This is a genomic window from Acinetobacter sp. R933-2 (assembly GCF_030325485.1).
GTDB classification, from domain to species: domain Bacteria; phylum Pseudomonadota; class Gammaproteobacteria; order Pseudomonadales; family Moraxellaceae; genus Acinetobacter; species Acinetobacter sichuanensis.
In genome coordinates this window covers 245,254-260,260 of sequence record NZ_JACAIJ010000006.1, presented here as the reverse complement: position 1 = coordinate 260,260, position 15,007 = coordinate 245,254, and the positions used below count along the sequence as shown (strand labels likewise).

Here is a 15,007-nt window from a genome sequence, read left to right as displayed (position 1 = left end):
TTTGTAATGGTTTTTCCACTTCCAGTGCTTGTCTAAATCTTAAGCCTGCAGACGTTTCTTGTGTCATATTCCTTTCCACAGTGGTCTATATATTTTTCGAGATTTGAGTATAGCTATAAAAAGTTTCTACGCTATGGCTTTTTAGGTAAAAAGCTCTAAAACTTTAGTCAAACAAATAATGAATTTCCATTCACTATTTTAATAATAGTATTTTCTTTCAAAATAATACAGTCATTTCTCAACAGAAATTTCTTGACATCTTTGCTATAATCATTACAAAGACACAGGAATTGAAATTATTACTTTATGCAAAAACATTTCGCAGAAATTGAAGCTTTAGGTTGTGGTGAGCAACCACAAACTCGCCGTGGGCAAGAACGGCGTTTGGCGCTTTTGTTGAGTGCAAATGATTTGTTTTTAGAACGTGGCTATGAAGCTGTTTCACTCGATGATATCGTAAATCATGCTGGTGGCTCAAAAGCCTCTATTTATAAGTATTTTGGCAATAAAGAAGGATTATTCACAGCCATTTGTGATTATCGTCGTGAGTTGTTTTTTAAAGATATTTGTTCTTGCTATAACTCAGAAAAAGATCATTTACATAGCTATTTAGTGCAAACTTTAATCAATTTTTACCTCCATCTTAAAAAACCTGAAAATGTAGCTTTTATCCGCCTAATTATTGAACAGGCACAAAAAAATCCTGATTTGGCTTTATATATTCATGAAAAAGGTGCTCATTTTATTCAAATTACCATCGCTAAAGCTTTAGAATGCGCACATTTGCAAGGCTTGGTCGATTGTCAAAACCCTTTAGGCTCTGCCATGATGTATTTTGGAATACTCAGAGATTATGAATGGCGCATTATTATGGGACTGGAAATTGATCAACCTGAACAAGAAGTCATCAAATATATTGAATATTGTGTCGATCATTTTCTAAAAGGTCATCAAAAAGTCTAGTTTTTTTGCATTTCAATACTGTTATAGTATATTAGAAGATTCTTTTTTTCGTTTTTTAATCAACCAACAATGAATTGTTGGTCAATCCCCTTATTGGTTTTGACTATACAATTATTGTGGAGTAACCATGGCTCTACGACATTTTCTAACACTACGTGACCTATCAACTGCTGAACTGAACCGCATTATTGAGCGTGCGCAAGAATTGAAGCGAAAACAACATAACAATGAAACTTTCCAGCCTTTTGTTGGTAAAGTCATGGGCATGATTTTTGAAAAGTCGAGTACGCGAACACGTGTTTCTTTTGAAGCAGGTATGAGCCAATTTGGTGGTAGTGCTATTTTTCTTTCTTCACGTGATACACAATTAGGTCGCGGTGAGCCGATTGAAGATTCAGCTCGTGTTATTTCAAGTATGCTTGATATCATTATGATCCGTACATTTGGTCATGATATTGTGGAGCGCTTTGCAGAATACTCAACAGTGCCTGTGATTAATGCATTGACTGATGACCATCATCCTTGTCAATTATTAGCAGATGTACAAACTTTTGTAGAACATCGTGGTTCTATTCAAGGCAAAACTGTTGCTTGGATCGGTGATGGCAATAATATGTGTAATTCTTATATGGAAGCTGCACATATGTGGGGTTTTAAATTAAAAATTGCATCACCAAAAGGTTATGAACCTAAATCTGAATTTTTATCTGAATTTGGGCATTGTGTTGAACTTGTTGATTCTGCTGAAGATGCTGCTGTAAATGCTGACCTGATTGTCACTGATGTTTGGGCAAGTATGGGACAAGAAGAAGAACAGAAAATCCGTGAAAAAGCATTTGCAGACTATCAAGTCAATGAAAAATTAATGGATTTGGCTCATCCTGATTGCTTATTCATGCATTGCCTCCCTGCACATCGCGGTGAAGAAATTTCTGAGAATATGCTTGATCACAAAAATGCTGTGGTTTGGGACGAAGCAGAAAATCGTTTACATGCACAAAAAGCTTTAGTTGAATTTTTAATTAATGAAAATTTAAAGAAAGCATAAGTATTTGAAATGTTTAAAAAGGCTTTGTGAATCAAAGCCTTTTTTATTATCATCCCTCAGAAAATAACAATACTTGAAAGTTAACTTTTCACACTAGTATTCATATCTATATTGCATATAATAAAACCATACTTTTTATAAGACTTAATCATGAAATTAATAAAACTTTTACTCAGCTCTAGCCTTTTACTCAGTTCAATGTGTGCAATAACTCAAGCCACTGAACTGGATGATTATCTCATTCAACAAAAAATAATAAGTGCAGATTATAAAATTAAAAACAATAAAAAATTGACTGAAGTTTTGACCTATCTCAGTGATGAGGACTCACGGACATTACCTTTACAAATTGATCAAAATACGCTGATTGAAAAGTTACGTTTACATTCAAACTACATTGAAATTGAAGGCATTATTACCTCACCTGATTTTAAACAATTTGCTCAGAGTCTAAATACACAAGACATCAAAAAGTTATTTACTGATAATTTAATTAAAAACTGTGATCAACTTTTTGAACATCAATTTCAACGTCTTAATCCTTATGAGGTACGTATGAAACTTTCTACAAATGAAAAGCAATATTCTGTTGAATTAAAAAATTCACAATGTCAGTTTTAAGCTTAAACAGTGCGATTAGCTGACTAAATTTTATCGTTATATCAAAAAAAATTCACATGAAAAATCTGCATTTAAAATGCAGATTTATAGGTAAATATTTACTCATATCTGACTTAAACTGAGTATCATGATTCCACGCCCTGATAAATAAATTTCCACAAATTTAATCTTATTTTTTCAGCATATTCATAAGGTAAAAAAACTTCAAAAAACTTTTCATCTTTTTTTCGATTTACTGAGTAATGACACACTTCTTTCTCATTTTCATCAAATAATGACCACTGAATTTTTTCTATATTTTTATCATATAATTCAATTTGATAATATAAATTTGCTTCGTTTACACCAACATGAAAATCTTCTCGATGTTCATGATTCGCTTTTTTCAAAGCTAAAGGGAAATTACTGGCATGCTCAAAATAACCTTGGCTATCATGATTTAAACAGCTTTTTTCTATCACAGACCAAACACAATGCCTTAAAAAAATTTGATCTGAAATTCTCGCATTCGTCATTAACCCTGAATGCTGAAAATTTAAAATCGTATTGAATATATTTTTCAATACTCCATGACAACCGCCCCACATTCCAGCCAACATCAACTCAGTATGTGAAGAAAAATCATGCATTATATGGAACCATTTTGATGATTTTAACCATTCATCGACTGCTACTTTTTCACGATATGATAAAAATGAATCGGCATCTCTGATTAAAAAATATTTTACATTTGGATCATCAACCACAAAAAATCGCCAAAATAGCCCTGAAATTTTACGCTGTTCTTCAGAAACATATATGATTTGAGCGCCCAACTGACTCAAACGTGTAATGACATGCTGTGGAACGGTCTCATCCACATAGAAACGAATCGTCCACTCAGGAAAAATCTCCTTTGCGAGTAATGTATTTAAAAATGCTGTTTCACAATAACGAGGCTGCTCACCAAATAAAGAATAACTAATAATATTTTCTGTTTTATTTTCAGGTCTAAAACATGGTCTTTCACTAAAATTATGTGGCGTATAAAATTCATGATGAATACTTTCTATTCTTTTCGCGATTGCTAATTTTCCATATTTAAGTTGTTCATCTTTTTTATCTAAGAAATAACATACTTCAGCCATACCATCATAAAAATTAAGACTCATTTGATCCTGACTTAAAATCAACATTTCATTATAATGTGTATATGCTTGTTGATATAAGCCTAGTCTTAATTCACAAAATGCGATGTTAGAAAGCGCATTTATCATTTGTGGATTGATAAGTAAAGCTTGTTGATTAATTTCAAGGGCTTTTTGATAGTTTCTAACAGCAAATGCTGATTCACTTTGTTGATTTAAATCGGCAAGAGTACTCTGAATCTGTTCCAACTTTCACTCCATTTCTGTTGAATAATTCAAACATTCATATTTTTAAAATAGATTTAGAATAACGAAAATTTATAAACAATATCATGACTTAATAATGTTAATTGTTCAATGTAATGAACCTGCTCATCATTATACATCCAGCTTTAAAGCGATTTTATGGTCATCTCATTGATAAAGTTAATAGCAATACTATGATGCGATTCTCTTTTTTATTTTTCCAACCACCACCACGGCATCACACCACTTTTTAAAATTTTACGATGGTTCTTATAATTCATATCATGTTTTTCAACTTCCGCCCAAAATGCAGAACTATGATCAAAATGCCGTGTATGCGCCAACTCATGTACACAGACATAACGTGTAATCTGTTGATCCACTAAAACTAAAGCACTATTCAACATAATATCATGCCGAGCTGTACAACTGCCCCAACGAGTTTTGGGCTGACGAATCGAGCAATCAGCAAACTTTAAACCAATTTCATCACTAACTTGTTTCAAATAAATTGGTAAATAATGCTTTGCATAAGCGATTACAAAGGCTTTTAAAAAACGTGCAGAATCACGATCACTGATGAAAAGCTGATGATTTTGTTCATCAAAAACATAAGAATTTTTCTGAACTTGGTAAATAACCTGTAAAGAATGATCTAAATTAAACAACTTTAATTCAGTCGGTAATGCTTTATCAACTTGCCCTGCTTTTTCCTGTTGTTTTTGCCATGTTTCAATCATCCATTGCTCAGACTGCTGTAAAAAATCGGCAATCTGACGTTTGGTACAAAAACGAGGCACAGTTAAACGAATCTGCGTTGGCTCGACACGCAAGCGTAATCGTGTTGCTCGTGCATGATGCGTGATTTGAATTTCGGGGAGGTTTGGGGTCATTTATTCTATAATTTTATTTGGAGTTCCCTCTCCTTTTAGGAGAGGGCTAGGGAGAGGTTTGCTTATCCCTTCATCCTCTTGCGTAGCTTCACTACTCATCCCTGAGGGAGAAGGAACTTTCAATATAAATTTAATTAATGTTCAACTTGGCTTATATAAAGCACCATATTAAATCAACAAATTAAACCGCTGTACGCTCTTCAATACCATTGTCCGTTGCAACAACCGCAATATCTGCTTTGTTAATGGCGAAAATACCGTTACACACCACACCCGGAATATCATTGATAGTTTTCTCAAGCTCTAAAGCATTCAAAATATTCAGGTTGTGAACATCAAGAATCACATTGCCATTATCAGTCACAACGCCTTCACGATAGACAGGGTCACCACCTAAAGACACAATTTTACGTGCCACGGCAGAACGTGCCATTGGAATCACTTCAATTGGCAGCGGAAATTCACGTCCTAACTGCTCAACCCATTTAGAATCATCGACAATACACACAAATTTCTTAGCAATAGACGCCACGATTTTTTCACGCGTAAGCGCAGCACCACCACCTTTGATCATGTGCATATGACGATCAATTTCATCTGCACCATCGACATAGGCATCCAAACCACCAACATGGTTCATGTCTACAACTTCAATGCCAAGTTTTTTCAAACGTTGAGCCGTTGCTTCTGAACTCGCCACCGCAGCTTCAAGTTGCAGCTCAGGTAAAAGTTCAATTAAGAAATTAACTGTACTGCCTGTACCGACTCCTAAAATGCCCCCTTTTGGCAAGTGTTTTAAAGCTGCTTTGGCTGCTGCTTGTTTTTTCTCATCTTGGGATGCATAAAGGCTCATGACTTCTCTCAATAAATTTTCAAATTTCTGCACATTTTGCATAATTTAAAAACGCAAATGTGCAGGGGTTTGTTACAATCAAAGCTCATTTTAAACTGTTATATGGAAAATTAACATGCTGTCTCGTTTGGTTCGACAAATATTACAGGCAACGGTCTATGACGTTGCAATCGAAACCCCACTCGAAGCAGCGCCACGAATTAGTGAAAAACTAAATAACAACATTCGCTTTAAACGCGAAGACTTGCAACCTGTCTTTTCCTTTAAACTGCGCGGTGCCTATAACCGTATCAGTCAATTACCGAAATCTCAGTTGGAACGTGGCGTTATTACTGCTTCTGCGGGTAACCATGCTCAGGGCGTGGCATTATCTGGACAAAAGTTGGGTATTCGCGCCATTATTGTGATGCCAAAAACCACACCTGACATTAAAGTCCAAGCCGTAAAACGCTTAGGCGGTGAAGTGGTTTTACATGGTGACTCATTTGATGTTGCCAATAAATATGCCATCCAACGTGCGACTGAAGAAGGCATGACATTTATTCCACCGTATGATGATGAACTGGTCATGGCAGGTCAAGGCACCATTGCCAATGAAATTTTACGTCAATGGCGTGATGTCGATTATGTCTTTGTTGCGGTTGGCGGTGGCGGTCTCATCGCAGGTGTTGCAGCGTACTTGGGTGATGTTGCCCCACATGTTAAAGTGATCCCTGTGGAATATGATGAGTCAGCATGTTTAAAAGCAGCGTTTGAAGCCAATGAACGTGTGATTTTACCTTCTGTAGGTTTATTTGCTGATGGTACGGCGGTAGCTCAAATTGGCGAAAAACCTTTTGAAGTCATTCAATTACAAAAATCAGATAACTCAGGTCCAATCGTTGAACGTGAAGTTGTATTGGTCAATACTGATGAAATCTGTGCGGCAATCAAAGACACTTATGATGAATGTCGTAGTATCGTTGAACCTTCTGGTGCAATGGCTTTAGCAGGTATTAAAAAATACGTCGAACAACATGAACTTGTTGGCAAAAATATGGTGTCAATCGTTTGCGGTGCAAACATGAACTTTGACCGTCTACGCTACATCGCAGAGCGTACGGAACTGGGTGAGCGTAAAGAAGCGATTTTTGCAGTGACTATTCCTGAAGAAAAAGGCGCGTTCCTGAATTTCTGCCGTGCCTTACAAGGGCGTAATATCACTGAATTTAACTACCGTGCAAGTGATGCAAGTGCAGCACAAGTTTTTGTCGGTATCAGCTTAAAATCAGGTGAAAAAGAACGTCACGACATCTATGAAGCTTTAAAACTTCATTATGACGTAGATGATTTATCTGATGATGAAGTGGCAAAACTGCATATCCGTTACTTGATCGGTGGTCATGCCGACATTGCAAATGAACGTTTATTCCGTGTTGAATTCCCTGAACGTCCGGGTGCGTTGCTGACTTTCTTAGAGCGTCTGGGTCCAACCCATAACATTACCCTGTTCCACTATCGTAACCACGGTGCAGCAGAAGGACGTGTTTTAGTCGGCTTAGAAGCAGAAGATGCGCAGCAAAACCCAGATGGTTTAGTCGAAACATTGGAAACGATTACTTATCCTTATGTGGAAATTACCAATAACTTAGGTTATCAGCGTTTCTTAAAGTAATATTGGTCTAAATATGAAAGCCAGTTTATAGCTCATAGACTGGCTTTTTTTATTGATTGCTTTTATGTATTGTCATTAAATTTATAAAATAAAAAAATGAGCATATTGAAATACACTCATTTTAATTTAGCTTGATGGTCGGGAGAGAAACTCAAACTTCAAATATTATTTTACTGTAAGACAAATTCCCAAATGATATACCCCAAAGCAAAACCAAGAAATGAATAAAGCGTAATAATGAAAAAAACAAAACTGGCTTTATTTTTCTTTTTAAAAAAATTCATACTACAATCCAAATTTAAATTTAGCATAAACATACTAACTATTTGTTTTCAAAAAAGCCAATATTAAAAATAAAAACGTTATATTTCATTATCATATATAAGAATATCCATTTAAACTTGATTTTCATTGGCTAAAAATTTAGTCATCGCACCGATATTTTCGAGTTGTATTTGTATACGTTGACAATGTCGCTGTGAGCCTGTTTCGATCTCTAAAGGAAGTTGCTGAATACAATGTAAAGCTTCGGCACCTGTTAGCTTCAAATACTGTTTGATAAAACTCACGACTTTTAATTTATGCTGACCTATTTCAGTTAATATTAATTTTCCGTAAATCAAAGGTGTATATTCTTCAACAACAGTATTTTCATTTAACTGTGAAGTTTGAGTATTTTGCAATGAACAATATAACTCATTCCATAGTTCTATTTTTAAATCTTTATGTTGTTGAATATATGCTGCAAATTTTAGTTTATCTTGTTCTAAAGTTTGAAAATATTTTAAATCTTGCTGAAACTGATCTAAATTTTCAGCAATTTTTTCAAAATCCCAACGCCCTGCGCCATGTTGAGCATAATACACAGGGAAACCTTGCGCAGAAGCTGTCAAATAAATCACAAAGGGATCAGCAAAATAATTCACTGCGATAACATAAGCATCTGGATGCCAATCCCCTGCTTGATGTCCAATTAAATCAGTTGCTGAGTTTCCACAAAATCGATAACCCTCTTGAAAGTCCAAAAATGAAGCGATATCTGGATAATGACAAGGTAGACACATCATTTCCATTTCAAATGGCATAGCTAAAAAATCAATTAAATCTTTTGGTAAAATAACCGACATCATGCCATCCATTTTAGTCAATATCGCTGCAAATCTTATAACCTACTCTAACTCGTTCAATATAAAGTTAGCGCTGATAAATCAGCTTACCTTCTTTATACGTTGCCAAGATTTGAATGTCTTTAATTTTTTGACTATCTATTTTCAATGGATCATCACTTAAAATCACAAAATCACCATATTTCCCTTGTTCTAATGTACCTTTTTGCTTTTCCTCAAAATATTGATATGCCGCCCAATCTGTCACACTTTTTAAGGCAATATAAGGACTTACTCGCTGCTCTGCACCTAACACCTTACCGCTCCGTGTCGTGCGATTTACCGTTGCATCTAACACCATCATACTTTTTGGCGGAATCACAGGTGCATCATGATGTTGAGTAAAGATCATGCCACGTTTCAGTGCTGAACCTGTAGGCGAAATACGTGATGCACGTTGCTCACCTAAGGTTTGTGCGACATGCCAATCGCCCCAATAATAAGTATGCAGTGAAAAAAATGAAGGAATAAGCTTTAATTTTTTAGCTTGGTCTAATTGGTCTTCACGCATCGTTTGCGCATGAATAATCACATCACGGCGTTGTGCTGTTGGAAAATGTTTCTGTGAATTTGTAATCACACTGAGATATTGATCAATCGCTGCATCACCATTGGCATGTGCTAAAATTTGCCAATCATGTTGAAATGCTAAATCAATCATTTTCTGTACATCTTGTTGTTGTGCAAATGCAGGATAGCCCCGATAATTTTTATCCATTCCTTCAGGTGGTACGCGATAAGGCTGCGTCAACCATGCTGTTTTACCCTGTGGTGAACCATCTAAACTGATTTTCACCCCACCTATGCGAAAATGATTTTGGTAATTTTTACTGCTACCGTGTTGTAACATATAACTTTGTTCAGAACTGATATCTGGATATGACACCACATCAATTGGTAATTGATTTCGATTGGCTAGACTACGCCATAACTCAGTGGTTCCATGATCTGCACGTCCTTCTTGTACAGTGGTATAGCCATTTTCCACATAGGTGTTGACTGCTTTTAATGCCATTTTTTCCATCATTTGTGGAGGCACAGTTTTAAATGCTTGCATCATCGCTTGAATGACAATACTTTCCTCCAATACGCCATTCGGTTCATTTGTACCATTTACACGACGGATGACACCCCCATCTGGGTTTTTCGTCGCAGAAGTAATATTGAGCAATGCTAAAGCTTTATGATTCACAGAAGCAAGATGACCTGATTGATGTAAAATCAAAACAGGCTGTGTGGTTGAAACTTGATCTAAATCGCTTGCTGTAGGATGCTTATTTTCTTGTAATTGTGCATCATCATAACCATTACCAATGATCCAGCCTGAAGTTGCTTGAATAAAATCAGGGTTTTGTGCTGCCCAGTTTTTCATTGCCTGAACTAAAGTCGTAATATTAACCACATTACCATCAGGAGGTGAATATAAGTTTGCGACAGTTTGTTGCATACCCACTGAGTTTAAATGACTATGTGCATCAATAATGCCAGGGATCACGGTTTTATTTTTTAAATCTAAACGTTGTGCTTGAGCTGCTATTTTTTCAGCATCGACTAATTTTCCAGTAAAACGAATGATTCCATTTTCAATCAACATGGCTTCTACATACTGCGGCTGATCACCCTGCATGGTTAAAATAGAACCACCATAGACAAGTAACGAGCTTGTGTCATGATTTTGCGGTTGGTCTAATAAAGTATGTGGCAAATCTCGCTGTGTTTGAAAAGATGTGGAACTACATGCACTGAGCAATGCAACATGTGAAAATAATAAAGCACTTAAACCTAGAGAAAATTTATTTTGTATCATTTGTCTCATCCTCATTTCATTATCATTTTTTATCGCTTGATTGATTATAGACATATTTTTTATTTTTCATGTAGAAAATAAACTTGATTTATCAAATGATTTTTTTTGTATTTATTTCCTGACCAATATATTTAAATGTATAAAGAAAAAGAGCACAAACTTTCATTTATGCTCTTTTTAAACATTTCAAAGACTTATTTCATTACTTTTCTTTCATTGATCCAACGATAAAGCACAGGTAAAAGCACTAAAGTTAATGCTGTAGATGATAATATTCCACCAATCACGACAGTTGCCAATGGACGTTGTACTTCAGCACCTGTACCCGTTGCCAATGCCATCGGTACAAAACCTAAAGATGCGACACAAGCCGTCATCAATACAGGGCGTAAACGCATCACTGCACCTTGCCATGTGGCATGATGAATATCAAATTGTTGACGTAATTCTTTAATAAACGTCAACATCACCAAACCATTTAACACAGCTACACCCGATAAAGCAATAAAACCAATCCCTGCCGACATTGATAATGGAATATCTCTGAGCCAAAGTGCAACAAGCCCACCGCATAATGCAAATGGCACACCTGAAAACACTAAAAGACTTTCTTTTATACTGTGGAATACAGCCATTAATAAAATAAAAATCGTGATCAAAGCCAAGGGTACAACCAATTGCATACGTGCTTTTGCTGACATCAGATTTTCAAATTGACCGCCATAATCTAACCAGTAACCACTAGGTAAAGTGTCTTTGGCTAAAGTGCTCTGTAGTTCTTTGACAAAGGAACCTAAATCACGCCCTTCTACATTGGCAGTCACCACCACACGACGTTTGGCATTTTCACGACTGACTTGGTTGATTCCTAAAATATTTTCAACTTTTGCGACATCTTGTAGTTGGATCAAACCACCATTGGGTAGTTGAATTGGAAGTTGTGCCAATTGCTCAGGTGTGCGTTGTGCTTCATCTAAACGCACTACAAAATCAAAGCGTTTGTCTCCTTCTAAAATCATGCCCACACTTTGTCCACCCATACTCATTGCCACTAAGTCTTGAATAGATTTTATAGATAAACCATATTGTGCAGCTTTGGTATTATCGATATCAATATTTAATAAAGGCAGCCCACTGGTTTGTTCAACATTGACGGCAGTTGCCCCTGAAATAGCCCGAACTTTTTGTGCAATACGATTGGCTTCTTGGTTCAAAACCTCCATATCATCACCAAAAATTTTGATTCCGACATCACTACGTACACCTGAAATCAGTTCATTAAAACGTAGCTCAATCGGCTGTGAAAACTCACTGTTATTTCCGGGTAAAGTGTCCAAAAATGCAATCATACGTTGACGTAATTCATCAATACTTTCTTTTGGATTTGACCATTGATCACATGGCTTTAATAATAGAACAGCATCGGAAATATTGGGTGGCATAACATCCGTTGCAACTTCTGCTGTTCCTGTTCGGGCAAAAATTGCTTTTATTTCAGGGAATTTTTTTAACAATAATTTTTCTGTATTTTCTTGCATCCGTAAGGACTGCTCTAGCCCTGTACTCGGTGAGCGCATTTGTTGTACTGCAAAATCTCCCTCACTCAGTTGTGGTGCAAACTCGCTTCCAATTTTTGTGGCTAAAACCCCCGTTAAAACTAAAATACATAATGCAACTGTTAAAACAAAACCTCGAAATTCGTACGCCCAATCCAACATTTTTTCATAGCGTGTTTTTAAACCATGCATCCAACGACTTTCAGTTTCTTTTACAGCACCATTAACAAATAATGCCACAGCCGCAGGAACAAAAGTGACGGATAAAATCATTGCACCAAGTAAGGCTAAAACCACCGTCATTGCCATCGGATGAAAGAGTTTTGCCTCAACCCCAGACAAAGCAAAGATCGGTAAATACACGACAAGAATAATCAATTGACCAAAAATTAAAGGACGTCGTGCCTGTTTCGCTGCTAAAAAAACCTCAGTAAAACGTTCGGAACGTGTCAATAAACGCCCTCGATGTTTTTGTGCTTCAGCAAGGCGTCGAATACAGTTTTCGACGATGACCACCGCACCATCCACAATAATCCCGAAGTCCAATGCGCCTAAACTCATTAAGTTGGCACTAATTTTTTGTTCTGCCATGCCTGACAAAGTAAACAACATGGATAAAGGAATAACACATGCGGTGATTAACGCTGCACGAATATTTCCCAAAAATAAGAACAAAATAATGATGACTAAAATTGCGCCTTCAACCAAATTTTTTTGTACAGTTTTAATGGCACGATCAACCAAATGAGTACGATCATAAACGGTTTCGATGATCACACCTTTGGGTAAACTGCTTTGAATACTTTGTACTTTCGCATCAATCGCTTGGGCAACGGTTCGACTATTTTCTCCCATCATCATCATGGCGATCCCGAGTACAGCTTCTTCGCCATTATAGGTTGCTGCACCAGTACGTAAGTCATACCCAACAGAAACTGTCGCAATATCTGCAACACGAATTGGGTAACCATTTTTATTGGCGATACTGATATTCTCAATATCACTTAGGCTATTAAGTGTTCCCGGTACACGAACAGTGAGTTGTTGCCCATTTTTTTCAATATAACCTGCGCCACGGTTTTCATTATTTTCAGTTAAAGCTGTTTGCAAATCACTTAATGGAATTTGTAATTGCTGCAAACGTGTTAAATCAGGGGCTACAACAAAGGTTTTATTAAAGCCACCAATACTATTGACCTCAGCAACGCCAGCAACTCGCTGTAACTGTGGACGTACCACCCAATCTTGGATTTCGCGTAAATCCATTGCACTATAGGGCGTTCCATCTGGTTTTTTTGCATTTGGCTCAGCTTTAATCACCCATTGATAAATTTCACCTAAGCCTGTAGAAATCGGGGACATCGTGGGCTGAATACCTACTGGAATTTCACTTGCAGCTTCTTGTAAACGTTGATTAATCAACTGCCGTGCCCAGTAAATATCGGTTCCATCTTCAAAAATAATGGTGACTTGCGATAGACCATAACGTGAAATCGAACGTGTTTGTTCGAGTTTTGGCAAACCTGACATCGCATTTTCAATCGGATAGGTAATGCGTTGCTCCGTTTCTAAAGCAGTAAAACCATTGGCTTGGGTATTAATTTGCACTTGCGTATTGGTAATATCAGGAACAGCATCGATGGGTAATTTTTGATAGCTATAAATTCCTACACCAATCCACGCCACCACAAAGAGCATGACCCAAATCGCATTTTGAATAGAAAACTGAATAATACGGTCAAACCAGCCTTCGGGCTTGGGTAAATGATGTCCGTTTTGAGGCGAGTTAGTGTTCATGGGTCGCCTCTCCTTTTTCTAATTCTGATTTTAGTAAGAAACTCCCTTGCACTGCATATTGTTGTCCAACACTGACACCAGAAATCACACTGACCCATTCAGGATCATCAACTTCAGTATTTAATTGTACAGGTTGGGCGCTAAACTCTATTTTTTGATCATGATTTTTCGCAACAAATACAACATTTTGTCCTTCAACTTGCTGTATTGCACTTTTTTGGATACGAATACCTTGTGTCGTGCCTTGTTCTAATAAAATATTGACCATTAAATTGGGCTTCAACTCTACCGACTGTGACAAGACTTTAGCTCTGACTTGTAAACGTCCTGTTTGTGCATCTGCTTCAGTATTTAAACTTTGCACTTCTGCTTGAAAATGATTGCCTGACTGTAATGATTTAAAGTTAATTTTTCGGTTTGGACTAAAATGTTGTACATCAGCATGCGGCACAATAAATTCAAGCCATAATTGATTCAACTGATCAATCACAAAAAGCTGATCTGCAAGTTGCACATTTTCACCCACGACCAAATCTTTTTTACTGATCACGCCTGAAATGGGTGCTTTAAGCTGATATTGCCCACGACTGGAACTTGCCGCACCAAAAGCACTTAAGCGAGATTGAGCTGCTTGTACTTGAATTTGTGCTTGTTGATAGGCGTTATATGCACGTTGATAATCTTGTTTAGCAGAAATACCTTGCTGCCAAAGTTGACGTTCACGCTCATAATCTTGTTTTGCTAGTTGTAAATTGGCTTGCTCTAATTTTAAGTTAGCTTGTTGGTCAACCAAATCGGGAACAAGTAAAGTTGCCAACACTTGCCCTTTCTGAACAGATTGTCCCAACTGCACATAAACTGCCTCGACATGACCACTAAAATTAGGTGAAACATGGGCTTGCTGGTCAGTATTCACCGTCAATTTTGCAGGATAAGTTGCCAACTTCATTACACTGCCTTGTTCAACTTTAGCTAATTGAATCCCTTGTTCAACCAACTGTTGTGCAGTTAAAGCAATACTTTCTGTATGCCCTTCTTCTGCATGTTCATCTTCTTCATGCACATGCCCTTCCTCACCTTCTTCATGTGCATGTTCTTTTTCCTCCGCATGTGATTCTTCTGCACCATGCCCATGTTCATCTGTTTTGGCTTGATCTTTCGTCCACCACATCAATGCCGCAGCTAAAATTGCAGTACTGATGACAGCAATGAGGATCAAAATAGGCTGAGAAACTTTTCCTGATTGTGTATTTAAATCTAATTTTTGTTTGATCAT

At 36.8% G+C, this 15,007-nt stretch carries 12 protein-coding genes; 4 read left to right on the top strand and 8 right to left on the bottom strand.

Annotated elements, in window-relative coordinates; all coding sequences use genetic code 11:
• Positions 1 to 306: 306 nt before the first annotated feature.
• From HX005_RS09540 to HX005_RS09530, 3 genes are all read left to right on the top strand, one after another.
• Complete coding sequence (locus HX005_RS09540; RefSeq protein WP_286377162.1) at positions 307 to 963, top strand: TetR/AcrR family transcriptional regulator; 657 nt, start codon at positions 307 to 309, stop codon at positions 961 to 963.
• A 127-nt stretch (positions 964 to 1,090) separates the two neighbouring features.
• On the top strand, positions 1,091 to 2,011 hold the full coding sequence (argF, locus tag HX005_RS09535) for an ornithine carbamoyltransferase (RefSeq protein ID WP_286377161.1): 921 nt from the start codon (positions 1,091 to 1,093) through the stop codon (positions 2,009 to 2,011).
• A gap of 150 nt (positions 2,012 to 2,161) precedes the next feature.
• Positions 2,162 to 2,632, top strand: a complete 471-nt coding sequence (locus HX005_RS09530; protein ID WP_286377160.1) for a hypothetical protein — start codon at positions 2,162 to 2,164, stop codon at positions 2,630 to 2,632.
• Positions 2,633 to 2,757: 125 nt separating this feature from the next.
• Here HX005_RS09530 and HX005_RS09525 read toward each other — a convergent pair whose 3' ends face one another.
• The 3 genes from HX005_RS09525 to rpiA form a co-directional block, all read right to left on the bottom strand.
• The gene (locus tag HX005_RS09525; RefSeq protein WP_286377159.1) at positions 2,758 to 4,008 is read right to left on the bottom strand and encodes a tetratricopeptide repeat protein; all 1,251 of its coding nucleotides are present in this window, start codon (positions 4,006 to 4,008) and stop codon (positions 2,758 to 2,760) included.
• A gap of 209 nt (positions 4,009 to 4,217) precedes the next feature.
• Positions 4,218 to 4,898 (bottom strand): YgjP family zinc-dependent metalloprotease, encoded by a 681-nt coding sequence (locus tag HX005_RS09520; protein WP_286377158.1) that lies wholly within the window; start codon positions 4,896 to 4,898, stop codon positions 4,218 to 4,220.
• Between the two features lie 181 nt (positions 4,899 to 5,079).
• Positions 5,080 to 5,751, bottom strand: a complete 672-nt coding sequence (gene rpiA / locus HX005_RS09515) for a ribose-5-phosphate isomerase RpiA (RefSeq protein WP_107008774.1) — start codon at positions 5,749 to 5,751, stop codon at positions 5,080 to 5,082.
• Positions 5,752 to 5,866: 115 nt separating this feature from the next.
• Here rpiA and ilvA point away from each other — a divergent pair, with 115 nt between their 5' ends.
• Entirely contained in the window at positions 5,867 to 7,405 is a 1,539-nt protein-coding gene (gene ilvA / locus HX005_RS09510) for a threonine ammonia-lyase, biosynthetic (protein ID WP_286377157.1), read from the top strand.
• A 170-nt stretch (positions 7,406 to 7,575) separates the two neighbouring features.
• Here the strand turns inward: ilvA and HX005_RS09505 are convergent, their stop codons facing one another.
• The 5 genes from HX005_RS09505 to HX005_RS09485 form a co-directional block, all read right to left on the bottom strand.
• Entirely contained in the window at positions 7,576 to 7,689 is a 114-nt protein-coding gene (locus tag HX005_RS09505) for a hypothetical protein (RefSeq protein WP_107008717.1), read from the bottom strand.
• Positions 7,690 to 7,800: 111 nt separating this feature from the next.
• Positions 7,801 to 8,532, bottom strand: coding sequence for a hypothetical protein (locus HX005_RS09500; protein ID WP_286377156.1), 732 nt, complete (start codon positions 8,530 to 8,532; stop codon positions 7,801 to 7,803).
• A 67-nt stretch (positions 8,533 to 8,599) separates the two neighbouring features.
• Positions 8,600 to 10,378, bottom strand: coding sequence for an amidohydrolase (locus tag HX005_RS09495; RefSeq protein WP_286377155.1), 1,779 nt, complete (start codon positions 10,376 to 10,378; stop codon positions 8,600 to 8,602).
• Between the two features lie 194 nt (positions 10,379 to 10,572).
• Positions 10,573 to 13,731, bottom strand: coding sequence for an efflux RND transporter permease subunit (locus tag HX005_RS09490; RefSeq protein ID WP_286377154.1), 3,159 nt, complete (start codon positions 13,729 to 13,731; stop codon positions 10,573 to 10,575).
• Complete coding sequence (locus HX005_RS09485; RefSeq protein ID WP_286377153.1) at positions 13,721 to 15,007, bottom strand: efflux RND transporter periplasmic adaptor subunit; 1,287 nt, start codon at positions 15,005 to 15,007, stop codon at positions 13,721 to 13,723. The genes HX005_RS09490 and HX005_RS09485 overlap by 11 nt, the downstream gene beginning before the upstream one ends.